This window comes from Streptomyces sp. NRRL WC-3742, from assembly GCF_000720635.1.
GTDB lineage: Bacteria > Actinomycetota > Actinomycetes > Streptomycetales > Streptomycetaceae > Kitasatospora.
The window spans coordinates 1-22,758 of record NZ_JOCF01000063.1 but is presented as its reverse complement, the minus strand read 5'-3'; the positions used below and the strand labels follow the sequence as shown (position 1 = coordinate 22,758).

Here is a 22,758-nt window from a genome sequence, read left to right as displayed (position 1 = left end):
AACCCGGCGGGGGCCTCGGACGTTCACCGGGAACGGCTTGTCCGGCCCCCACGCCGCCCGGCATGATCGAACCCGACCCCCGTCACCCCGCACCCGGAGCCCCCAGAGATGACCTTCGCCTCCACGCAGCGCTCCCGCAGCGAGGACCGCCGGATCAGCCCGGTGTTCTGGGTGCTGCTCGCCGTCCTCGGCACCTCCGCCTGGGCCGTGTCCACCGGCTACGGCAACCTGCGCTTCGGGGTCTTCCTGTTCGTGGTGTCCGGCTGGGTCGTCTCGCTGTGCCTGCACGAGTACGCCCACGCGCGCACCGCGCTGCACGGCGGCGACATCAGCGTCGGCGCCAAGGGCTACCTCACGCTCAACCCGCTCAAGTACACCAACCTGCTGTTCAGCATCGTGCTGCCGATCGTGATGGTGATCCTCGGCGGCATCGGCCTGCCCGGCGGCGCGGTGTGGATCGAGCGCCACCGCATCCAGGGGCGGCTCAAGCACAGCCTGATCTCGGCGGCCGGGCCGCTGACCAACCTGGTCTTCGCGGCGGCGCTGCTGATCCCGGTCGGCGCGGGCTGGGTGACGGGCCTGGGCCTGGTCTCCGCGATGTCCTTCCTCGGCCTGCTGCAGATCAGCGCCGCGCTGCTGAACCTGCTGCCGGTGCCCGGCCTGGACGGCTACGGGATCGTCGAGCCCTGGCTGTCGTACCAGACCCGGCGCGCGATCGAGCCCTTCGCGCCGTACGGCGTGATCGCGGTATTCGCGCTGCTGTGGCAGCCGCAGGTGCGCAGCGTCTTCTACGACGCCGTGTACGGCGTGATGGACCTGTTCGGCGCGAACGGGGCCTTCGCGAGCTTCGGCTACCAGCTGTTCCGCTTCTGGACCCAGGTCTAGGCCGTGTCTTTCGGCTCACGGCCCAGCCCTGCTGGGATCTAGCCCTGCTGGGCCGCGGCGGACGCCTCGAGGATCCTGGTCCGGCGGCGGTTGAGCCAGATCACGTTGCTCGCCACGCCCGCGAGCAGCGGCCACAGCACCAGGCCGAGCCAGAACGCGTTCAGCGCCGAGATCACGGTCGCCGCCAGCGCGAGGACGACGACGGTCAGGGCGAACAGGGACGTGCGGGGCATGGCGGGGGCTCCTCGGGCGGGGGTCGGCCGGGTCGATCGGCCGGGTCACGGCCGGGACCCATTGTCGCCGACCTCACCCCCGGAGCCCGTCCAGGGGTGAGGCCGACACACCCCGCGGGTGTCGCACGTCCTGTCACACGTCGGTGATCCGCAGCCCCGCGTGGGCCTTGTAGCGGCGGTTGACCGAGATCAGGTTGGCCACCAGCGCCTCCACCTGGTGGGCGTTGCGCAGCCGGCCCGCGAAGACGCCCCGCATGCCGGGGATGCGCTCCGCCAGCGCCTGCACCACGTCGGTGGCAGCCCGCTCCTCGCCGAGCACCAGGACGTCGGTGTCGATGCGCTCCACCGACTCGTCCTGGAGCAGCACCGCCGAGAGGTGGTGGAAGGCGGCCGTGACCCGGGAGTCCGGCAGCAGGGCGGCGGCCTGCTGGGCGGCGCTGCCCTCCTCCGGCTTGAGCGCGTAGGCGCCCTGCTTGTCGAAGCCGAGCGGGTTGACGCAGTCGACGACGATCTTGCCCGCCAGCTCCTCGCGCAGCGCGCTCAGCGTGGCCGCGTGGCCGTCCCAGGGCACCGCGACGATCACCACGTCGCTCTCCCGGGCGACGGTGGCGTTGTCGGCGCCGCGCACGCCGAGGCTTCCGCCGCCGAGCTCGGCCGCCGAAGCCTCGGCCCGGGCGGCGTCGCGGGAGCCGATGATCACCTGCTGGCCGGCCCTGGCCAGCCGCAGGGCCAGGCCCCGGCCCTGGTCGCCGGTGCCGCCGAGAACGCCGACCACCAGCTGGGAGACGTCCGGGAGTTCGCGGGCGGAGGGCTTCGGGGCGTTTGTCGCTGAATCGAGGGAAGTCATGGCCCGATCCTCCCAAACCCCGTGCCGGGCGCGACATCCTGGGCCGCATGGACGCGCTCAGGGTCACCGCACTGCGGGAACGGCTGGCCGGAACCGGCTGGCTGGAGACGGTCGGCGGCTTCGCCGGCTCGCTGCGGCGCTCGGTGGAGCGGCGCGGCGCGGGCGATCTGCTGCTGGTCGGCACCGAGGCGTACGAGCCCTGGCACCTGGCCGCCCACCTGGAGGACGAGGCCGCCTGGTCGGCCGTCCCCCGGCTGGCGCCCACCCTGCTGCGCCACCGTCCGCCCGCCGGCGCCCCCGCGCACCTGGCGTACGGCCTGGGCCGGCTCGCCGCGGCCGGGCGCGGGGCGACCGTCCTGGTGGTGGCCCCCTCGACGGCGGGCGTGCCGCTGCTGGAGCGGGTGCAGGACGCCCGGCGCCAGGGCGCGACCGTCCTGGCGCTGGACGGCGCGGCCCCCGGCGAGCCGGGCGACCTCGGGGGCCTGGCGCACGAGCGGCTGGGGGTGGGCACCGCCGCCGAGGAGCCCTTCGACCTCGCCCAGCACCTGGTCAGCGCCGCCGCCGGGGAGCCGCCCGCCCGCCGGTCGGCGCTCGGCAGGCTCGCCGAGGTGGCGGGGCGGCTGACGGCGGGGCCGGCGATCAGCCGCTGGTGAGTCAGTAGTTGGTGAGTCAGTGGTTGGCGAAAAACCCGTTGCGGGCGGCGGAACCGCCGTCCGAGGATGGTCGTTCGTGAACGACGACGAACCGCCCCATACCGGTCGCCTGCGCACGACGCTGCGCTCCCTCGCCCCGGACCTGTCCCCCTGGCGCGCCTCCCGCGACTTCCGCCACCTGTGGATCTCCGGCTGCGTGACCAGCTTCGGCAGCTTCCTGACCTTCGTCGCCGTGCCGATGCAGATCAAGGAGCTCACCGACTCCTCGTTCGCCGTCGGCCTGATCGGCGCCGTCGAGCTCGTTCCGCTGATCGTCTTCGGCCTCTGGGGCGGGGCCCTGGCCGACGCCCTGGACCGCCGCAAACTGGTGCTGCGCTCCGAGGCCGCGCTGGGCCTGCTCGCGGGCCTGCTGCTGCTCAACGCCCTGCTGCCGCACCCGGTGCTCTGGCCGATCTACGTCGTCGCCGCCCTGGTCGCGGCCTGCGACGGCCTCCAGCGCCCGGCCCTGGACTCGCTGCTGCCGAGGCTCGTCGCCCACGAGCACCTGAGCGCCGCCTTCGCCCTCAAGTCGCTGTACCACAACGTGGCTTCGATCGCCGGACCGGCGCTGGCCGGTGTGGTGGTGGCCTTCTCCGGGGTGCAGACCGCGTACGCGCTGGACGTGCTGACCTTCGCCGTCTCGCTGCTGCTGCTCGTCCGCATCAAGGCCGTACCGCCCGCCACCGGGGCCGAACGGCCGTCCGTACGGGCCGTGTTGACGGGCATCCGGTACGCGTGGAGCCGCAAGGATCTGCTGGGCACCTACGCGATCGACGTCTGCGCCATGCTGTTCGCCTTCCCCGTGGCCGTCTTCCCCTTCCTGGCCTCGGAGTTGGGCGCCGACTGGGCGCTCGGCCCGATGTACGCGGCCTCCGCCGTGGGCGCCCTGCTGATCGGGGCGACCAGCGGCTGGACCTCCCGGGTCCACCGGCACGGCCGCCTGCTGGTGGTCGCGGCCGTCGCCTGGGGCGCCTCGATGACGCTGGCCGGGCTGACCGGGAACATCTGGGTGGTGCTGCTCGGCCTGGCCCTGGCCGGCGGCGCGGACGAGATCAGCGGGATCGCCCGCTCCACCATGTGGAACCAGTCCATCCCGGACGAGGTCCGAGGCCGGATGGCCGGCGTCGAGCTCCTCAGCTTCTCCGTCGGCCCCCAGCTCGGCCAGGTCCGCGCCGGCACCATGGCCGGCCTCGTCGGCGCCCGCGCCGCCGTCTGGACCGGCGGCCTCGCCTGCGTCGCCGCCGTCCTCGCCGTCGCCGCCGCCCTGCCGAAGCTCCTCGCCTACGACGAGAAGTCCTCGTACTGGACGTACTTGGGCTTTCGGCCGGTGCGGCGAGAGTGCGTGCCGGGCGTCGCGACGGGGCGAAGGTTGCCTGACGCGGCACTAGGGCTGCTTCGGGCCCTCGTCGTTCCAGCGCGGGTCCTCGCGCCACTCCTCGTTGCGTTCGGCGGCCGTCTCCAGGGCGCGGGCGGCCTCCTCGGGGGTGGAGTAGGGGCCGAGGCGGTCCTTGGCGGGGCACTCGGGGCCCTCCTCGACCTTGGCGTGCTTGATGCAGTAGAACCACTCGCCCGGCTTGCCGGTGGTCCTGCGGTGGAATCCGAGGGGCATGGCGCTCTCCCGTCCAGACATAGGGGTCGCTACCGATCATTCCCCGGCGCGAGCCCCTCCGCACACCGCCCGGGCGGCCCGAGCGTCACGACTAGACTCGCCGCCATGGCTCTCGAACCCGGCATCCAGTCCCCCACCCGCAAGGTCCCGGCGCACATCGCGCGCCCCGAGTACGTCGGCAAGCCCGCGCCGACGCCGTACACCGGGCCCGAGGTGCAGACCGCCGAGACGATCGAGAAGATGCGGATCGCGGGCGGGATCGCCGCCCGGGCGATGGAGGAGGCGGCCAAGCTGATCGCCCCCGGCGTGACCACGGACGAGCTGGACGCCGTCGCCCACGCGTACATGTGCGACCACGACGCCTACCCGTCCGACCTCGGCTACCGGGGCTTCCCCAAGTCCGTCTGCACCTCGATCAACGAGGTCATCTGCCACGGCATCCCGGACTCGACCGTGCTGCAGGACGGCGACATCGTCAACATCGACGTCACCGCGTTCATCCACGGGGTGCACGGCGACCTCAACGCCACCTACCTGGTGGGCGATGTGGACGAGGAGTCGCGACTGCTGGTCGAGCGCACCCGGGAGTCCCTCAACCGGGCGATCAAGGCCGTCAAGCCGGGCCGTCAGATCAACGTCATCGGCCGGGTGATCGAGTCCTACGCCAAGCGCTTCGACTACGGCGTGGTGCGGGACTTCACCGGACACGGCATCAACACGTCGTTCCACTCCGGCCTGATCATCCCTCACTACGACAGCGAGCGGGCCACCGAGGTCATCAAGCCGGGCATGACCTTCACCATCGAGCCGATGCTCACCCTGGGCACGTACGACTACGAGATCTGGCCGGACGGCTGGACGGTCGTCACCAAGGACCGCAAGCGCACCGCCCAGTTCGAGCACACCCTGGTGGTCACGGCGGACGGCGCGGAGATCCTCACCCTGCCGTGACCCCACCCGGTGGGCGCCCTAGCCGATGATCCACTGCTCCTCGGCGACGGCGCCCGTCTCGGTGCAGGCGTCGGTCAGCACGTCGAGGACGCGCAGCGGGTCCGGCAGGGGCAGGTCGGGCCCGCGCAGCCAGCGCACCTGGGAGCCGTCCGGGAGGGCGGCCGGGGGCAGCAGGGTGTACGAGCCGCGGCAGTGCCAGCGCATGCCGGGGTGCTCGGAGTCGGTGTCGGGGGTGGAGTCCAGCGCGCTGTCCCACCACTCGTCCTCGTCCTGCGGGGTGCGGGTGGTGGTGAAGAACAGGTAGCGGTCCTCGCCGACCGCGGCGACCGGGCCCTCGACGCCCAGCGCCGTCAGCCGTTCCAGCGCCAGCCGTCCGGCCTCCGCCGGGACGTCCAGCACGTCGTGGACCCGGCCGGTGGCGGTGACGAAGTTGGCCTGCGGGTCGCGGGCGAGCCAGCGGGAGACCTGTTCGGGATCGGTGGTGGCCTGCGTCTGCCAGGCGAAGGAGACCGGGTGCCGCGCCGGGGCCGGACAGGCCACCCGGTCGCAGGAACAGCGGTATCCGGCCGGGTGGGCGGCGGGGGCGACGGGGAAGCCCGCGCGCACCGCGCCGAGCAGCTGGTCCAGCCGGGCGGCCGGCCCGTCCGCGTCCCCGGTCCGCTGACGATCACGCTTCTGCCACCAGGTCGTCCACCTGTTGCCGGCTTCCATCGGGCCCCTTCCGCGCAACTGCCGTGCCCCCGTGCGAGACGGCGTTCGACGTACCACTGGAACGCAACGCACGGCACCCGCCGGTGCTTCCCGAAGCGGTGCTCGGCCCTGCTGTCCGCGCCCCGCCGGCCGCTGACCGGGGTCACCGGACGGCCGACGCCCGGGTCTCGGTACGCCTGTCGCGGCAGCACGCTGTCCGCGCCGGTGACGGCCGGAGGGCGCGCCGACGCGCGCCCCGCCCGGCCCGTACGGGCCCGCTGACCCGGGGTGAACCCCGAGGGCGTAACAGGAAGGATAAGGGTGCGCGGCGCCTCCGGATGACCGGGGGCGGTGCCTCTCCGGTCACACTCCCTCCCCCCGAGCTCCGCGCCGGCTCCCCCCGAGCCCCACGGGGCCTTCGCGTTTCGCGCGGGATGAGACCCTGGAGGGGTGAAGAGTGTGGACACCGAATTCGTGGGCGGCCCCCTGGACGGGAAGGTCCTCCCCATCCCCCTGGGCCCGATGCTCGGTGTGCCCAAGAAGTACAAGGTCCCCGTCCCCGCGCACGGCGACTCCCCCGAGCGCACGCTGGTGTACGTCCGCAGCAAGCAGGTGCGGGGCCTCAGCTGGTTCTGGCGCTACGAGTACGACGAGGCCGCCTCCGGCTGACACCGCCGATCCCCGCTGACACCCGCTGACACCCGCCGATCCCCGCTGACACCCCGTCGGACCCGTTCCGGGGTCAGTCGTCCTCGGCGAGGATCAGGTACAGCTTCTTGCGGGCCTCGGTCAGCACCGCGAGCCCCTTGGTGCGCTGCGCCTCGGTGCCGGTGGTCATGACCTGCCGGATCGCCTGGTCCACGGCGGCCAGCGCCTGGCCGACCTCCTGGACGGCCGCCCAGTCGACCTCCCGGCCCGCCTCGGCCCACGGCTCCGCCTGACCGGCGTCGGCCTCGGCCCGGCCCGCCTCGGTGAGCGAGACCAGCCGCTTGCCGCCGACCGTCTCCGAGGTGATCAGGCCCTCCTCCTCCAGCAGTTGGAGGTTCGGGTAGATCGAGCCGGGGCTGGGCCGCCAGGCCCCGCCGGTCCGCTCGGCGATCTCGGCGATCATCTCGTAGCCGTGCATCGGCCGCTCCTTGAGCAGCGCCAGCAGCGAGGCGCGCACGTCCCCGCGCCGCGCCCGGCCGCCCCGTCGCCCGTGCGGTCCCCCGCGCCGGCCGCCGTGCCCGCCGAACCCGTGCCCGTACGGGCCGCCGCGGGGCGGGCCGAAGCCGCCGAACGCCTCGCGTCCGTCGAACCCCTCCCCGGGCATCCCCGTCATCCCCCGGAACTCGGGCCCCGGACCGCGGCGCCTTCCGCCGCGCGGGCCCTCTCCACGAAATCGCATTCCTGAGCGCACTGCGCCCACCTCCCGTTTTCTCGTACGGCTCGTTCAGCTCGTACAGCTCTTCCCGAAACAGTCGAGTCACTGTCTCGATAGCTCGACGATATATCGGTGAGCGCTCGCCGTCAACGCTACCGATATGTCGTCGATCCGCGCGCCGCCGCCGCGCAGCGGCTACGGTGACGGGCATGGCCGGTGAAAGAGATCTCGCGCTACTCCTGCGCGGCATGCGCCCGTTGCTGAACCCCGGGCGGTACGTCTACTGCACGCTCCCCGCGAAGGTGCCCGCCGGAATGCGCCCGGTGGTGACCGTCGCCGAGCCCGAAGGGGTCACCGTCGTGGTCGCCCAGGAGGAGGCGGACGCGCTGGGCCTGCGCTACGAGTACGTCGCCGCCTGGATCACCCTGCAGATCCACTCCGCCCTGGAGGCCGTCGGCCTCACCGCCGCCGTCGCCACCCGGCTCGCCGAGGACGGCATCAGCTGCAACGTGGTGGCCGGCTTCCACCACGACCACCTCTTCGTCAACGCCGACGACGCCGACCGCGCCGTCCGCGCCCTGGAGGACCTCTCCACCCGCTCCGTCTGAGTGGCCGCCCGCCGCTCCCCCTCCGACACTGGGACCAGCCGCTGCACCCACTGGAAGGGAAGCACCCCCGATGGCCACCTGCGTCACCTGCGGGAACGACTACTGGCTCGCCTTCGAGATCAAGACGATCACCGGCGACACCTACACCTTCGACAGCTTCGAATGCGCCATGGAGAAGCTCGCCCCCCGCTGCGAACACTGCAACGTCCGCATCGTCGGCCACGGCGTCGAAGTCGCCGGCATGTTCTTCTGCTGCGCCAACTGCGCCCGCGTCAACGGCGGCCTCGGCACCCAGATCCGCGACGCCATCGGCGCCCACCCGGCGTAAGGGCGTGAAAAAAGGCCCTCCGGCCCGCGCGAGGTGCGCGGGCCGGAGGGCCTTCGATCGTTCAGAAGCGTCCAGGGGGCGGAAGAGTCGGCCTGTACGCCGGGTTCTGTCACCCGGGTCGCTTGCGCGGCCCGGGGAGACGGCCATCCATCTAGGGCTGCCGTTGCCGACAGCCTCGTGCGGTCTACCCGCGAATTCGGGCGAGCAGCCCTCGAACATCCGCGCACGGCGCCCGAGGGCACCGATCTTGACCTTGCTCCAGGTGGGGTTTACCTAGCCGGCCGGGTCACCCCGGTCGCTGGTGGTCTCTTACACCACCGTTTCACCCTTACCCACGCGCCTGAGCGGTGGGCGGTCTGTTTTCTGTGGCACTGTCCCGCGGGTCACCCCGGGTGGGCGTTACCCACCACCCTGCTCTGTGGAGCCCGGACGTTCCTCGGCGGGTCTGGGACCCGTCGCGACCGCCCGGCCGGCTCTTCCGCCGTAGTGGTCATCGTAGCCGCTCGGGCGGGGCCTGCCGTACGTCGGGGCGGGCGACGGGAGGCTCGCCGCCGAGGCGGGCGGCGACCCGGGCGGCGGTGGCGGTGGCCCAGGGGGTGGTGGTGAGCAGGCCGAGGGCGAGGACGGCGGCGCCGAGGCCGACCAGGATCCACCAGCCGGCGTGGCTGGCCGGCGCGAAGCCCGTCGCCATCGGGCCGACCACGGCGGAGGTGACGACCGTGCCGATCACCGCGACGCCCAGCGACTGGCCGACCTGGCGGCTGGTGGAGGCGACCGCGGCGGCCACGCCGGCCTGGGCGCGGGGCATGCCGGAGACGGCGGCGTTGGTGATCGGCGCGTTCACCATGCCGAAGCCGAAGCCGAACAGCGCGTACGCGGCCAGCAGCAGCGCCGCCGGGGAGTCGGCGGTGAGGCGGGTGAGCAGCAGGCCGCTGGCGGCGAGGCCCAGGCCCGCGGCGACCAGCGGCAGGCGCGGGCCCCAGCCGCCGACGATCCGTCCGGACAGCGGCGCGCAGACCAGCATCATCCCGGCCATCGGCAGCGTCCACAGGCCCGCCTCGACCGGGCCGTAGTGGCGGACGTCCTGGAGGTAGAGGGTGTTGAGGAAGAGGAAGCCGCCGAGCGCCGAGAAGGCGCAGACCGCGGTGACGGTGGCGCCGGTGAACGGCGCGCTGGCGAAGAAGCGGGGGTCGACCAGCGGTTCGGCGACCCTGCGTTCCCACAGCGGGAAGGCGATCAGCGCGGCAACGGCGGCCGAGGCGAGGACGAGGATCAGCGGGGAGGTCCAGCCGTTGCCGGGGCCCTCGATGATGGCGGCGGTGCCGCAGCCGAGCAGGACGACCATCAGCAGCTGGCCCACCGGGTCCAGCCGGCGCGGGCGGGGCGAGCGGGACTCGGGGACGTAACGGAGGGTCAGCGCCATGGCCAGCAGGGCGACCGGAACGTTGATCAGGAAGATGGACGGCCAGCCGGCGCCGTCCACCAGGAAGCCGCCGACCAGCGGACCGAGCGCCATCGAGATGCCGACCACCCCGCCCCAGACGCCGATCGCCCGGGCCCGTTCCCTCGGGTCGGTGAAGGTGTTGGTGATGATCGACATCGCCACCGGGTTGAGCATCGAGCCGCCGACCGCCTGCACCGCGCGGAAGGCCACCAGCCACTCCAGGCTCGGGGCGAGGCTGCACAGCAGGGAGCCGAGCGCGAAGCAGGACAGGCCGATCAGGAACACCCGGCGGCGGCCGAAGCGGTCGGCCACCGAACCGAACAGCATCAGCAGCGAGGCCAGGACCAGGGTGTAGGCGTCGATGATCCACTGGAGCCCGGAGGCGGGGGCGTCCAGGTCCTTCTGGATCGAGGGCAGGGCGATGTTCACGACGGTGTTGTCCAGGCCGACGATGAACAGGCTCAGACAGCAGATCGCGAGGACGAGGAAGCGGCGGCGTGGGGTGGCGGGAGCGTCGGGCACAGGCAGATCCTCCCACTCCCGTCCGGTTCAGACGGCGGCGAAGCGGACCGTCCGGGTGGCCGGGTCGGCCGTCGTCAGCCGGACGTCGATGACCCGGCCGAGCGGCAGCGCCGCGCCCGCCGGCGCACCGTCGCAGCGGGCCCGGACGGCGGGCTCGCGCAGCTGGACGGTGCCGGTGCCGGGCCGCTTCCCGTCCACGTCGATCACCACCGCCGAGAAGCCCTCGCCCTCCCGGCCCGCCAGCAGCTCCGCCTCCACCAGGTCCACGCAGGCCCGTTCGACCTCGGCGGCCCTGCGGTCCCCGCTCGCCATCAGCGCCGGTACGGCCGGCAGCGCCTCGCGCGCCCAGGCCGGCACCTCCTCCCCCGCCGCGACCGCCGCGCACACCTCCTGGGTGAACCGGTCGCCGAGACGGCGCAGCGGAGCGGTGCAGTGCGCGTACGGCGCGGCGATCGCCGCGTGGCCCGGGTCGGCGGGGGCGGGCAGGCCCCGGGACTCGTCGAACGCCTGGTAGCCGGCGCCGCGCAGCAGGCCCGTACAGGCGTTGAGGAAGGCGGCGTCGAGCGGGGCGTCCGGGTCGAGGGAGCGGATCAGCTCCGGGTACGGGAGCGCCTGCGGCCAGTCCACGTCCAGGGCGGCGGCGATGCGGCGCAGCCGCTCGTACGCGGCGGGGGGCGCGGCGGGCAGGGTGCGCAGCAGGCCGATGCCCGCGTCGAGCATCATCTCGGCGGCGGCCATGCCGGTGAGCAGGGAGATCTGGGCGTTCCAGCCGTCCGCGGGGCTCGGGGCGCGGTAGCCGAGGACGTAGCCGTGCAGGGTCTCCTCGACCTCCTGCTCCGGCACGGGCAGGCTCACGCCGCCGCGTTCGCGCTCCCGCTGCTCGCGCAGGCCCCCGACGGTGGCGAGGAGGGCGAGCTGCTCGTCGGCGCCGCCGAGGTCGACGGCGCGCTGTACGGCGGCGTAGTCCAGGCGGCGGTGGGAGCGGACCATGGCGCGGCGCAGGTCGGCGAGGACGAGGGCGCCCTCGGCGTCGAGGTCGAGCTGCCACAGCAGGGCCGGGCGGGGCTCGCCCGGGCAGCAGGCTGGCGGCGTCCTCGGAGATCCGGGCGGGGTGCAGGGGGATGCGGTGGTCCGGGAAGTAGAGGGTCTCGACGCGGCGGCGGGCCTCGGTGTCGATGGCGCCGCCGGGGTGGACGAAGGCCGCGACGTCGGCGATCGCGTAGTACACCCGGAAGCCGCCGCCGGGGCGGTGGGTGAGGTGCATGGCCTGGTCGAGGTCGCGGGAGCCGGGCGGGTCGACGGTGAACAGCGGCAGGTCGGTGGCGTCCAGCTCGGGCGTCCGGGGGCGCTCGGCCGCCTCCTCCGCCTCGGCCAGCACCGCCTCGGGCCACTCGGTGTGGATCTCCAGGCGGGTGCGGAGCTCCGCGAGCTCGGTGTTGATCCGGGCGGAGTCGGCGGCCTTGACGCGCAGTTTTCGGCGAGGCATGGACGCCAGCGTAGGGCGAATCGGGTGATTCCGGACGGAGGCGCGGACGCTTACGCGCGGACCTTACGCGCGGATGCGGACCACCATCGCGGCGCGGCGGTCGGCGCGGGTGGGCCGGGGGTCGGTGAGGGCTTCGGGGAGCTCGGACTGTCGGACGTCGAAGGCGAGTTCGGTGGTGTCCGACCCGGCCGGCGCCTCCGTCACCCGCACCCGGCCCGCCATCACGGCCTCGGCGGCGGCGCGCACGGCGAACTCCAGCGCCTGCCGCGTCTCGGCGGGCAGGCCGGCGGGCAGCCGCACGGGCAGGGACTCCTCCACGGCGTCGTCGTCGCCGGGCACCAGGTTCAGGGGGCGCAGGGTCATGGCGTTCACTCTCCTCGCTAGCTCACGGTAGTGGCGCGGGGGTGCGCGGCCCAACGGGTTTGCCGGGCGTAAGGGCTCGTACGGTGGGGGTGGGTGACCGTGGACGAAGGGGGTTTCCGGGCGATGGACGTGGTCAGGGCGGGCGGGGTCGCGGTGTCGGGAGCGCTGGCGGTGGTGGGGGCGCTGCACGGGGTGTGGGCGGTGACGCCGTGGCCGCTGCGGACGCCGGAGGAGTTCGCGGACGCGGTGGTGGGAGCGGGCGAGGGGGTGCCGCCGGCGGCGGCCTGCCTGGGGGTGGCGGGGTTGCTGGGGGCGGCCTCGTACCTGGTGGCGGCGGAGGCCGGGGTGGTGCCCGCCGTGGGGCCGGCGCGGATGCGGCGGGCCGGGGTGCGGGCGGTGTCGGCGGTGATGCTGGCGCGCGGGGTCGGCGGACTGACGCTGTTCGGGACGGTGGTCGAGCGCTCGGAGCGGTTCCGGCGGCTTGACCGGCGCTACTACTCGCCGCTCTGTCTGGCTCTGGGGGCCGGCGCGGCGGCAGTAGGGTGGCGGGGTTCTGCTGCCACGAATTGTTGAGGAGCCGCTGTGCTGGTGCTGTTGCCGCCGTCGGAGGGCAAGGCCGCGCCCGGGGACGGTGCGCCGGTCGCGCTCGGCGCCCTGTCGCTGCCGGGGCTGACGGCGGCGCGGGCGGCGGTGCTGGACGCGCTGGTGGAGCTCTGCCGGGGTGACGAGGACGCCGCCGCCGGGGTGCTGGGGCTGACGCCCGGGCTGCGGGGCGAGATCGCGAAGAACGCCGGGCTGCTCACGGCCGGGGCCCGTCCGGCGGCCGAGGTGTACACCGGGGTGCTGTTCGACAACCTCGGCCTGGCCACCCTCGACGACGCCGCCCAGGACCGGGCGGCGCGCTCGCTGCTGGTCTTCTCCGGTCTCTGGGGCGCGGTGCGCGTCTCGGACCGGATTCCGTCGTACCGCTGCTCGATGGGCGTGAAACTCCCCGGCCCGGGGGCGCTCGGGGCGTACTGGCGGAGCGCGATGGCGTCCGTGCTTCCGGAGGTCGCGGACGGGCTGGTGCTGGACCTGCGCAGCTCCGCGTACGCGGCGGCGTGGAAGCCGGCCGGCGAGGTGGCCTCCCGTACGGCGACCGTCCGGGTGCTCCAGGAGCGGGACGGCAGGCGCACGGTGGTCAGCCACTTCAACAAGGCGACCAAGGGCCGGATCGTCCGGGACCTGCTGACCGCCGGGGCCGAGCCGAAGACGCCCGGCGAGCTGATGGACGCCCTGCGGGAGCTGGGCCACCACGTCGAGCTCGCGGCCGAGGGCACGGCGCGCAGGGCCTGGCAGCTCGACGTGGTGGTCACCGAGGTGCACTGAGCCGAACCCGAGCCGAAGCCGAGCCGAGAAGGCTTACCGCAGGTGCGAGGTGTCGTTCAGCAGCCGCAGCGAGGCGTTGCCGTCCGCGTAGTACTGGACGGCGCAGATCGAGGCGGCGGACAGCTCCATCCGGAACAGCGAGTCCGGCGGGGCGCCCAGCGCCAGTCGCACCAGGGTCTTGATGGGGCTGACGTGCGAGACCACCAGCACCGTCTTCCCCGCGTACCGGGCGAGGATCTTGTCCCGGGCGACACCCGCCCGGTGGGTGAGGCTCGCGAAGCTCTCGGTGCTGCCGGTCGGCCTGGCCTTGGTGGAGCCGAGCCAGGCCGTCAGGTCGTCCGGGTGGCGCTGCTGCACCTCGGCGAAGGTGAGGCCCTCCCAGTCGCCGAAGTCGACCTCGCGCAGCCCGTCCTCGTAGCGGACGTCCAGGCCGAGCCGGGCGGCGACGATCTCGGCGGTCTGCCGGGTGCGGAGCATCGGGGAGGCGACGACGGCCTGGACGCTGCCGCGCGCGGCCAGGGCCTCGGCGGCGCGCTCGGCCTGCCAGCGGCCCTTGTCGGAGAGCTCCGGGTCGCTGCCGCCGCTGCCGGAGAAGCGCTTCTCCGGGGTGAGCGGGGTCTCGCCGTGGCGCAGCAGGACGAAGGTGGTGGGGGTGCCGAGGTCGGCGGGGGCGGCCCAGCCGGCCTTGGGGGCGGCGGTCTCCGGCTGCGGTTCCCCGGGCACCGCGACGGGCTTTCGGGGCTCCCACTGCCGCCCGGCCTGCCCGGCGTCCATGGCCTCGTTGGCGAGCCGGTCGGCGTCCTTGTTGCGCTCGCGCGGGATCCAGCCGTACGTGACGCGGCCGCCGGGGAAGACCTCGCGGGCCTCGGCGGCGAGCGGGCGCATGTCGGGGTGCTTGATCTTCCAGCGGCCGGACATCTGCTCGACGACCAGCTTGGAGTCCATGCGGACGTCGACGCTCGCCTCGGGGTCGAGGGCGTGGGCGGCCCGCAGGCCCGCGATCAGGCCCCGGTACTCGGCCACGTTGTTGGTCGCGTGGCCGATGAACTCGGCGGCCTCGGCGACGACCTGCCCCGTGTCCCCGTCCCGGACCACCGCGCCGTAGCCGGCCGGCCCCGGGTTGCCCCGGGACCCGCCGTCCGCCTCGACGACGAAGCGCGCCGCCACGGGATCAGGCGCCCGAGTCGGCGGTGCGGACCAGGATCCGCGAGCAGTTCTCGCAGCGGACGACCTTGTCGGCCGGCTCGGCCTTGATCGCGTTCAGCTCGGTGATGGAGAACTCGGTGCGGCAGCCCTCGCAGCGGCGCTGGTAGAGGCGGGCCGCGCCGACGCCGCCCTGGGTCTCGCGCAGCTTGGCGTAGACCTTGAGCAGGTCGGCCGGGATGACGGCGGCGACGGCCTCGCGGTCGCGCCGGACCTTCTCGGCCTCGCCGTCGATCTCGGCGAAGGCGGCGTCGCGGCGGGCCTCCGCCTCCTTGAGCACGACGGTGGAGTGCTCCAGGCGGGCGCCCAGCTCCTCGACGCGGGTCCTGGCGCTCTCCTGGCGCTCCATGATCTCGAGCACGACCTCTTCCAGGTCGCCCTGGCGCTTGGCCAGCGAGCCGATCTCGTGCTGGAGGTTCTCCAGGTCCTTCGGCGAGGTGACCGCGCCGGAGTCCAGGCGCTGCTGGTTGCGGGCGGAGCGGGCGCGGACCTGCTCGACGTCCTGCTCGGCCTTGATCAGCTCACGGGTGGTGTCGCCCTGCTGGGCCTCGGCGGCGACGACGAGGTCCTTGAGCGCGGTGTGGTCGGCGGTGACCTTCTCGATCTCGGCGTGCTCGGGCAGTCCCCGGCGCCGGTGGGCCAGCTGGTCGAGCTTGGAGTCGATGGCCTGGAGGTCGAGCAGGCGGATCTGGTCGGCGGGCGCGGCGTTCAAGCGGAAGGCTCCTGTGAATCGGGTCAGGCGGGGAAGGACATGGGGGCGTGCGCGGTCCACGGGTCGGTGACCAGGTGGGACACCTTGGTCTCGACCGTCCAGCCGCGCTCGTCGGCGGCGGCACGCAGGGCGCGCTCGGCGAGGGTGAGCCAGGGCCACTCGGTGGCCCAGTGCGCGGCGTCGAGCAGGGCGACCGGCGCGGCCTCGGATGCCTCCGAGGCCGGGTGGTGGCGCAGGTCGGCCGTCAGGTAGGCGTCGACGCCGGCGGCCCGTACGTCGGCGAGGAAGGAGTCGCCGGAGCCTCCGCACACCGCGACCCGGCTCACCAGCCGGTTCGGGTCCCCGGAGACGCGCACGCCGGCGGCGGTCGCGGGCAGGCCCTCGGCGACGCGGGCGGCGAAGGCCGTCAGGGTCAGCGGGGGATCCAGCAGGCCGATGCGGCCGCTGCCCCGGCGGCCCAGCGGGTCGGTCGGGTCCGGCACCAGCGGGCCGGTGACCTCGAGGCCGACCGCCTCGGCGAGGGCGTCCGAGACGCCCGGGTCGGCGTGGTCGGCGTTGGTGTGCGCGACGTGCAGGGCGACACCGTTGGTGATCAGCGTGTGCACCACCCGGCCCTTGAAGGTGGTGGCGGCGACGCTGGTGGTGCCGCGCAGGTAGAGGGGGTGGTGGGTGACCACCAGGTCCGCGCCCCACGCCACGGCCTCGTCGACGACCGCCTGGACGGGGTCGACGGCGAAGATCACGCGGGCGACCTCGGCCTGAGGGTCTCCGCAGACCAGGCCGACGGCGTCCCAGGACTCCGCCCACTGCGGGGGGTAGACCTCTTCGAGGGCGGCGATGACGTCGGACAGTTTCGGCACCAGTCGAGACTACCGTGCGCGTGGGGGCGGTCGGGCCTCGGCCGATTCCGGGGGACTCGGGCGGACGTCGTTCGGACGCGGGTGCCCCGCGCGTACGGGTGCTCGGCGGGGCGCGGGGAGGGGCGTCAACCTGTGCGCGGGGGTGCCCGCCGCCCGATGCGCACAGTTACGTGCTCGTACGAATTCGAAACCACCCCCGGATCACCCTTACGAGTGAAGTGACCGGATCTGCGTTGAGCCGCCGATTCTCTCGAAACTAACTTCTGTCCTGCGAACGGAAGTTGCCGCGGACTCCTGGGGGCCCGGACCCCCGGGCCCCCAGGGCTCGCGTCCGGCAGCCGAGACGACGAAGGGACGGGTCATGAACGTGGCCACCACCCTGGCCGCCCAGGCCCTGCGCCGCCTCGGCTTCGGCTTCGCGGGCGACGGCAGCCACGCCGCCTGCCTCGCCTCCGCCGCCGACGGCGGCTGGTTCGTGGAGAGTTGGCGCCTCCCTGCGGACGGCGGCCCGGCCGTCCCGGCCGCGCTGCCGCTGGCCGGCCACCGCTCGGAGAGCCTGCACGCGCAACTGGTCGCGCTCGCCGACGGCTCGGTGCTGGTCTGCCGGCACGACGGCGACCGGCACGACCTCGTACGCCTCTCCTACGGCGAACCGGCCGCCTTCGAGCAGCAGTTGGCGACGCTGCGCATCCCCGGGCTGCGTCTCCTCCCGCTCCCGGCGCCCACCCCGGCCGACCCCCACGCCCCCGTCGCCGTCGCGCTCGGCAGCGACACCCGCCCGGCCACCACCGCCTGGCTGATCCGGACGGACGGCAGCGCGCCCGAACCGGTCGCCGAGATCCCCGGGCTCCACGGCGGCGGCACCTGGCTGGACCGCACGGGCGCCCTGCTCGCCCTGGACCGGATCGGCGACGGCCTGGTCCGCAGCGTGGCGCTCGACCTGCGCAGCGGCGTCACCACCCCGCTGCTGGAGATCGGCGAGCGCAGCAACGACCGGCTGGTCCTGTTCGACCCCGACAGCCGCTTCGCGATGGTCCGCAGCGACGCCCCCGGCACCGACCGGCTCGGCTGGGGCGTGCTCGGCGGCGGCGAGCCGCTGCGCTTCCCCGAATGCCTGCACGTGGCGGGCATGTTCCTGCAGCCGGTCGCGCTGCGGCAGGCCGCGGACGGCCCCCGGGTGGCGGTGCAGATCGACCACGGCGCCGCCTCCGCGCTCGCCCTGTGGCGGCCCACCCTCAACCGGCTGGACCGGCTGCCGGTGCCGCCCGGCCGGCTCGGCGCGGTCGGGCACTGGAGCGGCGCCGGGCTGCGGATGCCGTACTCCTCGCCCGACCACCCCGCCGCCCTGGCCACCCTGGACGTGGACGCGCTGCTCTCCCACGGCCCCGCCCCGGCCGCCACCGGGCCGATGCCCCTGCCGCTCCAGCTCGCCCCGCTCGGCTCCGGCCTTCCCGGCCCCTGGCGGAACACCGTCCCGCCCTGGCAGCCCGGCGGCGTGCGCACCGCCGCTGCCGCCCGTACCGCGCCCGCCGGCTGGCGCCTGGACGGCAGCACCCCGCCCGGGGACGGCGGCCGCTGGCGACCGGCGCAGAGCCTCGAACTCGCGGGCCCGGCAGGCCCGTTGGAGGCCGTGGTGTACGGCGGGGACGCCTGGCTGAGCAGCCCGCACCTCGTCCTGGCCCTGCACGGCGGCCCGGCGGACGCGTGGCGGCTGGAGTTCGACCCGGCCCTGCAGCGGATGGCCGCCGAGGGACTCGCCGTGGTTGCCCCCAACCAGCGCGGCTCCACCGGCTACGGCGTCGCCCACGCCCTGGCCATCCGCGGCGCCTGGGGCGGGCCCGACCTCGACGACGTCCTCCACCTCCTGGACGGCATCGCCGGGCAGCGGGCCGCACTCGGCCTCGAACCCCCCGCCCTCTTCGGCGTCAGCTACGGCGCCTTCCTCGCCCTGCTCGCCTCCGCCCACGCGCCCGCCGAGCACGTGTCCCGCTGCGCGGTGGTCGCCCCCTTCCTGTCCGGCGCCCGCCTGCTCGCCGAGGCCGCACCCCCCGTACAGGCGCTCACCACCCGCCTCGGCGGCGGCGACCCCGTCACCGACGGCCGCGGCCCGCGCGACGTCCTGCAGCTCGCCCACCGCATCGGCGCCCCCCTGCTGATCGTGCACGGCAACCACGACCAGGTCGTACCCGTCACCCAGTCCCGCGCCCTGCGCCACGAGTTGCTCCGCATCGGCCGCGTCGAGGGCGAGGACTTCCGCTACGTCGAGGCAGCGGGCGCGGGCCACGAACTCCTCGCCGAGGAGGGCGGAGCCGTCCTCCACGAACTCCTCGCCACCTTCCTCCGCACCGCCCGCCCGGGCTGAGCCCGCGGCCGTGAGGCCCAGCCGGTGACACGCCCTTTCAGGCTCCGCCGGGGCTGTAGGGCGATCTCGATAGGATCTCGTCCGGCCCGGCCGTTATGGTGTCCGGGTTCGCCGGCCGCTCCAAGGGCCGCGATCACCGGCTGCGGGCGCGTACCGAGCGCCCGCTCGGGGACCTGGCCGTGCGCGCCACAGCGCCGGTCGGGCGCCGATGACCTGCACCCATCCGCACGAAACACGGGGACGATTCCGAATGTCCGACACCCTCACCCACGCCGACGAGAAGACCGCCGAGGACACCGTGGCGCACGGTCGCCACCGTGGCGGCTCCGCCGCCGACGACAGCCCCCAGTCCGACCCGCACGGCCGGCACCGCGCCGCCGACCACCGGGGCTGAACCGGGAGGCACGTGCGAGGGCCCGTCGGGACTGTGGTGTCCCGACGGGCCCTCGCACGTTCAGCCCAGGGTCACGACCGTCCGCAGCGCCTCGCCGCTGCGCATCTGCGCGATCGCCTCGTTCACGTCCGCCAGCGCCACCCGGTGGGTGATCATGCCGTCGAGGTCGATCCGCCCGGCCCGCCACAGGTCGACGACCAGGGCGATGGTGCGCGCCACCGTCGCCCCGCCGTACAGCGAGGGCAGCAGGCGCTTCTCGTTGAAGAACAGCTCGCCCATGGTGAACTGCGCCAGGTCGTCCTGCGCCCCCGCGCCGATGACGACCACCGCGCCGCCGCGCCGGGCCGCGTCGTAGCCGGCCCGGACGGTGGCCGAGCGGCCGACCGCCTCGAAGACGTAGTCGAAGCCGCCGCCGGGCAGGGACTTGGCGAGGGCCTTGAGCTCCTCGGGCGCGACGGCCTCGGTGGCACCGAAGGCCAGCGCCCGCTCGCGCCGCGAGGCGACCGGGTCGACGACGGTGATCCGCGCGGCGCCGCACACCCTGGCGCCCTGGACGGTGGCCACCCCGACCCCGCCCGCGCCGATCACGGCGACGGACGAACCGGGCTCCACCCGCGCGGTGTTGACGGCCGCGCCGATGCCCGTGGTCACCCCGCAGCCGATCAGCGCGGCGACCTCGTACGGAAGGTCGGCCGGCACCTTGACGACGGCGTCGGCGGCGACGACCACCTCCTCGGCGAACGCCCCGGTGCCGTAGAACCCGGACGCCTGCGTGCCGTCCTCCGCCAGCTGGAAGCCGGGCGCGCCGAGCCGCCGCAGGCTGGCCACGCACAGGTGGCCCCGGCCGGCCCCGCAGTGGGCGCAGCGGCCGCAGGGGGCCATCCAGCAGAGCACCACCCGGTCCCCGGGTTCGAGGCCCGCGACGCCCTCGCCGACCTCGACCACCTCGCCCGCGCCCTCGTGCCCGGGCACGAACGGCGCCGGCTGCGGCAGGACGCCGCTCATCGCGGACAGGTCGGAGTGGCACAGGCTGGCGGCACGCATCCGCACCCGTACGGTGCCCGGGCCGAAGCCGACCGCCGTCACGTCCTCGCGGACGTCGAGGATGTCCTGGCCGGTCTTGTGCAGGACGGCTGCGCGCATGGGGCTGCTCCCGGGGGTGCCTGGTGTGCGTCGGGCGAGGGTCGGGCCGATTCTGGCACGCCGCCCGCGCACGGACTAGAACGCGTTCCAGTCACCGGAAACGGCAGGACGCCAGGACATGTGTCGGCCGCGACTGCCATGATCACCGTCGTGACCGAGCCCAGCTCCCCCGTCCTCCCGGCCCCGGCCGACGCCGCCGCCGCCGAGCCCTGCCCCCGCTGCGGCGCGGGCCTGACCACCGACCCGCGCTTCGCGTTCTGGTGCCCGACCTGCGACTGGAACGTCGGCCCCGAGCGGCCCGAGCCCACCCGGCACGAACGCGCGGCCGCCGCCCGGGCCGACCGGCTCCACCGGGAGCTCGCCGCCGGGACCTCCCCCACCGCGCGCCGCGAGTGGCTGCTCGCCTCCGCCGCGGCGACCCTGGTCCACCTCTCCACCGCCGCCCTGTTCCTCGGCTCGCTGGCCCTGCTCGTCGCCGGCAACACGGTCCAGCGCTGCCTGGGCGGCGTCCTGCTGGTCTTCGCGGTCGTCCTGCGGCCGCGGTTCGGCCGGGTGCCCCGCGGTGAGGGCGTCCTCGATCGCGAGCAGGCGCCCGCCCTGTACGGCCTGGCGGACCGGGTCGCCGCCGAGGTCGGCGCCCCGCGCGTGGACCTCATCGTCCTCGACGACGACTTCAACGCCTCCTTCGGCGTCGTCGGGCTGCGCCGCAGGGCCGTTCTGACGCTCGGCCTGCCGCTGTGGGAGGCCCTGGACGACCAGCAGCGCATCGCCCTGCTCGGCCACGAGTTCGGGCACCGGGTCAACGGCGACAACCGCCGCTCGTTCTGGCTCGGCACCGCGATCTCCACCCTCGCCACCTGGTACGACCTGGCCCGCCCGGGTCGGCTCCACCTCGGCGTGAGAACCCTGCTCGTCCGGGTCGGCGAGATGATCGCCGACCTGCTGCTCAAGGCCCTGGCCTGGCTGCTGCTGCAGGCCGTCCAGCTGCTCGACGGCCTCACCTCCCGGGCCGGCCAGCAGGCCGAGTACCTCGCGGACTCCCTGGCCGCGCGCACGGCCGGCACAGAGGCCGCCCGGGGCCTGCTCACGACCCTGCTCCTTCGCGGCTCCGCCGAGGTCGCGCTCACCCGGGCCCGCTCGGGCGGCGGCCGGGGCCCGCGCATCGTCCGCCGCCGCGGCGTACGGTCCGCGGAGACGGCTCGCACCGACGCCCCGAACCCGGACCTGCTCTGGGAGCGGATGCGCGAGCACCTCGCCTCCATCCCGGCCGTGGAGCGCGACCGGCTACTGCGCTGGAACACCCTCGACCGCACCGCCGTGGACGGCTCCCACCCGCCGACCCACCTGCGGCTCGCCCTGCTCGGCCACGGCCCGGAGCAGCCCGCCGCCGTCCGGACCGGGCCGGAGGAGGCCGCGGCCGTCGCCGCCGAGATCGCCCCGCACCGCGCCCGGATCGCCGCGGCCCTGCTCGCCGGCTGACGGCCGGGACCACCGGGACCGCCGGGACGGCCCGGACCGCCCACCGGCGCCGCGCGCCGCTACCGTCGAGTAGGGTCCGAGCACGTCCGTCCACCGCACGATCCCGAGGAGCACCGCATGTCCGACCTGCTGGAGAGCGCCCGCCCGGCGCCCGAGGTGCTGGCGGCGTTCGAGGCGGCCACCGGGTTCATGCCGGTGGACGAGGGCCTCGCCCTGTACGCGGCGGCGGTGGAGGCGGCCCGGCGCACCGGGCTGCCGGTGCTGGAGATCGGCACCTACTGCGGCCGCTCGGCGATCCTGCTCGCGGCGGCGGCCCGGGAGGCGGGCACCGTCGCGCTGACCGTCGACCACCACCGGGGCTCCGAGGAGCAGCAGCCCGGCTGGGAGTACCACGACGCGACGCTGGTCGACCCCGAGGTCGGGCTGATGGACACCCTGCCGCGCTTCCGCCGGACCCTGCACGCCGCCGGGCTGGAGGAGCACGTGGTGGCGCTGGTCGGCCGCTCGCCGAGGATCGCCGCGCTGTGGGGCCGCCCGGTGGGCCTGGTGTTCATCGACGGCGGGCACACCGACGAGCACGCGACGGGCGACTACGAGGGCTGGGCCCCGCACCTGGCACCGGAGGGCCTGCTCGTGGTGCACGACGTCTTCCCCGACCCGGCGGACGGCGGCCAGGCCCCGTACCGGGTGTACCTGCGGGCGCTCGCCGAGGGCTTCGAGGAGGTCTCGGTCACCGGCTCGCTGCGCGTCCTGCGCCGCCCCGCCGCCTGACCTTCCCGACGGGTAACCCCGCGCAGCCCCGCACCGATGCTCTAACGTCGTGCCGGGGCTGTCGGGCGTGGGTTCGAACGGTACGGTGTCGGCGCAGCAGGCAGCTCGGCAAGCAGCTCAGCAGGCAGATCATCGGCGGACGGCGGGGGCTAGCGGCACATGACGGACCAGCACAACACCGCACCGGCGGTCTGGGACCCGACCGCACGCGGTGGCGCGGGCGGCTGGGTGCGCAACGCGCAGCAGCCCGCGGCGGAGGCGGCGCCGGTGCCCGCACCGAAGGCCGCCCCGGAACCCGCGCCCGCGCCTGCCTCCGCCCCCCAGGCGGCTCCTCGGCCCACCCCGCCGCCCCAGCCCGCCGTCGAGCCGGTCGCCCAGCCCGCCGCCCAGCCCGAGGACGCGCCGACCACCCGGCTCGCCCCGCCCCCCTCGCTCCCCCCGGTCC

General features: G+C 74.8%; 23 protein-coding genes, 1 other RNA gene and 3 pseudogenes. 14 read left to right on the top strand and 13 right to left on the bottom strand.

All coding sequences use genetic code 11. The features are described from left to right. Window positions 1–108 precede the first annotated feature (108 nt). Entirely contained in the window at window positions 109–885 is a 777-nt protein-coding gene (locus IH61_RS0129765) for a site-2 protease family protein (protein WP_031075448.1), read from the top strand. Window positions 886–923: 38 nt separating this feature from the next. Here IH61_RS0129765 and IH61_RS0129760 read toward each other — a convergent pair whose 3' ends face one another. After that, window positions 924–1,118, bottom strand: a complete 195-nt coding sequence (locus IH61_RS0129760; RefSeq protein WP_031075445.1) for a hypothetical protein — start codon at window positions 1,116–1,118, stop codon at window positions 924–926. A 133-nt stretch (window positions 1,119–1,251) separates the two neighbouring features. Next, on the bottom strand, window positions 1,252–1,965 hold the full coding sequence (npdG, locus tag IH61_RS0129755) for an NADPH-dependent F420 reductase (protein ID WP_031075442.1): 714 nt from the start codon (window positions 1,963–1,965) through the stop codon (window positions 1,252–1,254). Between the two features lie 47 nt (window positions 1,966–2,012). On the opposite strand from npdG, the gene IH61_RS0129750 reads away from it, so the two are divergent. Next, window positions 2,013–2,618, top strand: coding sequence for a hypothetical protein (locus tag IH61_RS0129750; RefSeq protein WP_031075441.1), 606 nt, complete (start codon window positions 2,013–2,015; stop codon window positions 2,616–2,618). Between the two features lie 109 nt (window positions 2,619–2,727). Further along, a pseudogene (locus IH61_RS0129745) lies at window positions 2,728–3,957 on the top strand (MFS transporter); the annotation flags it as partial. A gap of 84 nt (window positions 3,958–4,041) precedes the next feature. Here the strand turns inward: IH61_RS0129745 and IH61_RS49040 are convergent. Continuing rightward, window positions 4,042–4,266 carry a hypothetical protein gene (locus IH61_RS49040; protein ID WP_078911499.1) on the bottom strand — a complete coding sequence of 75 codons (225 nt, stop codon included), beginning with the start codon at window positions 4,264–4,266 and terminating at the stop codon, window positions 4,042–4,044. 105 nt (window positions 4,267–4,371) lie between these two features. Here IH61_RS49040 and map point away from each other — a divergent pair, with 105 nt between their 5' ends. After that, window positions 4,372–5,217 (top strand): type I methionyl aminopeptidase, encoded by an 846-nt coding sequence (gene map, locus IH61_RS0129740; RefSeq protein ID WP_031075498.1) that lies wholly within the window; start codon window positions 4,372–4,374, stop codon window positions 5,215–5,217. A gap of 18 nt (window positions 5,218–5,235) precedes the next feature. Here the strand turns inward: map and IH61_RS0129735 are convergent, their stop codons facing one another. Next, window positions 5,236–5,928, bottom strand: coding sequence for a bifunctional DNA primase/polymerase (locus IH61_RS0129735; protein ID WP_031075438.1), 693 nt, complete (start codon window positions 5,926–5,928; stop codon window positions 5,236–5,238). A 438-nt stretch (window positions 5,929–6,366) separates the two neighbouring features. On the opposite strand from IH61_RS0129735, the gene IH61_RS0129730 reads away from it, so the two are divergent. Next, entirely contained in the window at window positions 6,367–6,576 is a 210-nt protein-coding gene (locus IH61_RS0129730) for a hypothetical protein (RefSeq protein WP_063763298.1), read from the top strand. 73 nt (window positions 6,577–6,649) lie between these two features. Here the strand turns inward: IH61_RS0129730 and IH61_RS0129725 are convergent, their stop codons facing one another. Then, a complete protein-coding gene (locus tag IH61_RS0129725) occupies window positions 6,650–7,294 on the bottom strand; it encodes a PadR family transcriptional regulator (RefSeq protein WP_031075434.1) in 645 nt (214 codons plus the stop codon). Between the two features lie 185 nt (window positions 7,295–7,479). Here IH61_RS0129725 and IH61_RS0129720 point away from each other — a divergent pair, with 185 nt between their 5' ends. Both IH61_RS0129720 and IH61_RS0129715 read left to right on the top strand, forming a co-directional pair. Then, window positions 7,480–7,878: an ACT domain-containing protein gene (locus IH61_RS0129720; protein ID WP_031075432.1), complete on the top strand. Its 399-nt coding sequence runs from the start codon at window positions 7,480–7,482 to the stop codon at window positions 7,876–7,878. Between the two features lie 70 nt (window positions 7,879–7,948). After that, a complete protein-coding gene (locus IH61_RS0129715) occupies window positions 7,949–8,206 on the top strand; it encodes a hypothetical protein (protein ID WP_031075430.1) in 258 nt (85 codons plus the stop codon). A 79-nt stretch (window positions 8,207–8,285) separates the two neighbouring features. On the opposite strand, the gene rnpB is transcribed toward IH61_RS0129715, so the two are convergent. From rnpB to IH61_RS0129700, 4 genes and pseudogenes are all read right to left on the bottom strand, one after another. Continuing rightward, window positions 8,286–8,683, bottom strand: an RNA gene (gene rnpB, locus IH61_RS43340) — RNase P RNA component class A. A 13-nt stretch (window positions 8,684–8,696) separates the two neighbouring features. Next, window positions 8,697–10,172, bottom strand: coding sequence for an MFS transporter (locus tag IH61_RS0129710; protein ID WP_037973538.1), 1,476 nt, complete (start codon window positions 10,170–10,172; stop codon window positions 8,697–8,699). Window positions 10,173–10,199: 27 nt separating this feature from the next. Next, window positions 10,200–11,658, bottom strand: a pseudogene (locus IH61_RS41670) (RNB domain-containing ribonuclease). A gap of 63 nt (window positions 11,659–11,721) precedes the next feature. Continuing rightward, a complete protein-coding gene (locus tag IH61_RS0129700; protein ID WP_031075425.1) occupies window positions 11,722–12,021 on the bottom strand; it encodes a hypothetical protein in 300 nt (99 codons plus the stop codon). Window positions 12,022–12,114: 93 nt separating this feature from the next. Here IH61_RS0129700 and IH61_RS41665 point away from each other — a divergent pair, with 93 nt between their 5' ends. Both IH61_RS41665 and yaaA read left to right on the top strand, forming a co-directional pair. Then, window positions 12,115–12,594: a DUF3995 domain-containing protein gene (locus IH61_RS41665; RefSeq protein ID WP_037973537.1), complete on the top strand. Its 480-nt coding sequence runs from the start codon at window positions 12,115–12,117 to the stop codon at window positions 12,592–12,594. 9 nt (window positions 12,595–12,603) lie between these two features. Next, on the top strand, window positions 12,604–13,389 hold the full coding sequence (yaaA, locus tag IH61_RS0129690; protein WP_031075419.1) for a peroxide stress protein YaaA: 786 nt from the start codon (window positions 12,604–12,606) through the stop codon (window positions 13,387–13,389). 33 nt (window positions 13,390–13,422) lie between these two features. Here yaaA and IH61_RS0129685 read toward each other — a convergent pair whose 3' ends face one another. The 3 genes from IH61_RS0129685 to IH61_RS0129675 are packed head-to-tail and all read right to left on the bottom strand — an operon-like array spanning window position 13,423 to window position 16,164. Next, window positions 13,423–14,556, bottom strand: coding sequence for a bifunctional RNase H/acid phosphatase (locus tag IH61_RS0129685; RefSeq protein ID WP_031075417.1), 1,134 nt, complete (start codon window positions 14,554–14,556; stop codon window positions 13,423–13,425). 4 nt (window positions 14,557–14,560) lie between these two features. Then, the gene (locus IH61_RS0129680; protein WP_031075414.1) at window positions 14,561–15,304 is read right to left on the bottom strand and encodes a zinc ribbon domain-containing protein; all 744 of its coding nucleotides are present in this window, start codon (window positions 15,302–15,304) and stop codon (window positions 14,561–14,563) included. 23 nt (window positions 15,305–15,327) lie between these two features. After that, window positions 15,328–16,164 carry a Nif3-like dinuclear metal center hexameric protein gene (locus tag IH61_RS0129675; protein WP_031075413.1) on the bottom strand — a complete coding sequence of 279 codons (837 nt, stop codon included), beginning with the start codon at window positions 16,162–16,164 and terminating at the stop codon, window positions 15,328–15,330. A 361-nt stretch (window positions 16,165–16,525) separates the two neighbouring features. On the opposite strand from IH61_RS0129675, the gene IH61_RS43325 reads away from it, so the two are divergent. Then, entirely contained in the window at window positions 16,526–18,526 is a 2,001-nt protein-coding gene (locus IH61_RS43325; protein ID WP_051838339.1) for an alpha/beta fold hydrolase, read from the top strand. A gap of 250 nt (window positions 18,527–18,776) precedes the next feature. After that, window positions 18,777–18,920, top strand: a complete 144-nt coding sequence (locus IH61_RS47910; RefSeq protein ID WP_199823407.1) for a hypothetical protein — start codon at window positions 18,777–18,779, stop codon at window positions 18,918–18,920. 60 nt (window positions 18,921–18,980) lie between these two features. On the opposite strand, the gene IH61_RS0129660 is transcribed toward IH61_RS47910, so the two are convergent. Then, window positions 18,981–20,063 carry an alcohol dehydrogenase catalytic domain-containing protein gene (locus IH61_RS0129660; protein ID WP_031075409.1) on the bottom strand — a complete coding sequence of 361 codons (1,083 nt, stop codon included), beginning with the start codon at window positions 20,061–20,063 and terminating at the stop codon, window positions 18,981–18,983. A 150-nt stretch (window positions 20,064–20,213) separates the two neighbouring features. Between IH61_RS0129660 and IH61_RS0129655 the strand changes: the two genes are divergently transcribed. The 3 genes and pseudogenes from IH61_RS0129655 to IH61_RS47305 form a co-directional block, all read left to right on the top strand. Continuing rightward, window positions 20,214–21,542, top strand: a complete 1,329-nt coding sequence (locus IH61_RS0129655) for a M48 family metallopeptidase (RefSeq protein ID WP_051838352.1) — start codon at window positions 20,214–20,216, stop codon at window positions 21,540–21,542. 117 nt (window positions 21,543–21,659) lie between these two features. Beyond that, complete coding sequence (locus tag IH61_RS0129650) at window positions 21,660–22,313, top strand: class I SAM-dependent methyltransferase (protein WP_031075405.1); 654 nt, start codon at window positions 21,660–21,662, stop codon at window positions 22,311–22,313. Window positions 22,314–22,472: 159 nt separating this feature from the next. Next, a pseudogene (locus IH61_RS47305) lies at window positions 22,473–22,758 on the top strand (hypothetical protein); the annotation flags it as partial.

Coding starts and splice junctions, on each gene's coding strand:
- IH61_RS0129765 (WP_031075448.1), top strand. CDS start 109: ATGACCTTCGCCTCCACGCAGCGCTCCCGCAGCGAGGACCGCCGGATC.
- IH61_RS0129760 (WP_031075445.1), bottom strand. CDS start 1,118: ATGCCCCGCACGTCCCTGTTCGCCCTGACCGTCGTCGTCCTCGCGCTG.
- npdG (WP_031075442.1), bottom strand. CDS start 1,965: ATGACTTCCCTCGATTCAGCGACAAACGCCCCGAAGCCCTCCGCCCGC.
- IH61_RS0129750 (WP_031075441.1), top strand. CDS start 2,013: ATGGACGCGCTCAGGGTCACCGCACTGCGGGAACGGCTGGCCGGAACC.
- IH61_RS49040 (WP_078911499.1), bottom strand. CDS start 4,266: ATGCCCCTCGGATTCCACCGCAGGACCACCGGCAAGCCGGGCGAGTGG.
- map (WP_031075498.1), top strand. CDS start 4,372: ATGGCTCTCGAACCCGGCATCCAGTCCCCCACCCGCAAGGTCCCGGCG.
- IH61_RS0129735 (WP_031075438.1), bottom strand. CDS start 5,928: ATGGAAGCCGGCAACAGGTGGACGACCTGGTGGCAGAAGCGTGATCGT.
- IH61_RS0129725 (WP_031075434.1), bottom strand. CDS start 7,294: ATGCGATTTCGTGGAGAGGGCCCGCGCGGCGGAAGGCGCCGCGGTCCG.
- IH61_RS0129720 (WP_031075432.1), top strand. CDS start 7,480: ATGGCCGGTGAAAGAGATCTCGCGCTACTCCTGCGCGGCATGCGCCCG.
- IH61_RS0129715 (WP_031075430.1), top strand. CDS start 7,949: ATGGCCACCTGCGTCACCTGCGGGAACGACTACTGGCTCGCCTTCGAG.
- IH61_RS0129700 (WP_031075425.1), bottom strand. CDS start 12,021: ATGACCCTGCGCCCCCTGAACCTGGTGCCCGGCGACGACGACGCCGTG.
- IH61_RS43325 (WP_051838339.1), top strand. CDS start 16,526: ATGAACGTGGCCACCACCCTGGCCGCCCAGGCCCTGCGCCGCCTCGGC.
- IH61_RS47910 (WP_199823407.1), top strand. CDS start 18,777: ATGTCCGACACCCTCACCCACGCCGACGAGAAGACCGCCGAGGACACC.
- IH61_RS0129660 (WP_031075409.1), bottom strand. CDS start 20,063: ATGCGCGCAGCCGTCCTGCACAAGACCGGCCAGGACATCCTCGACGTC.
- IH61_RS0129650 (WP_031075405.1), top strand. CDS start 21,660: ATGTCCGACCTGCTGGAGAGCGCCCGCCCGGCGCCCGAGGTGCTGGCG.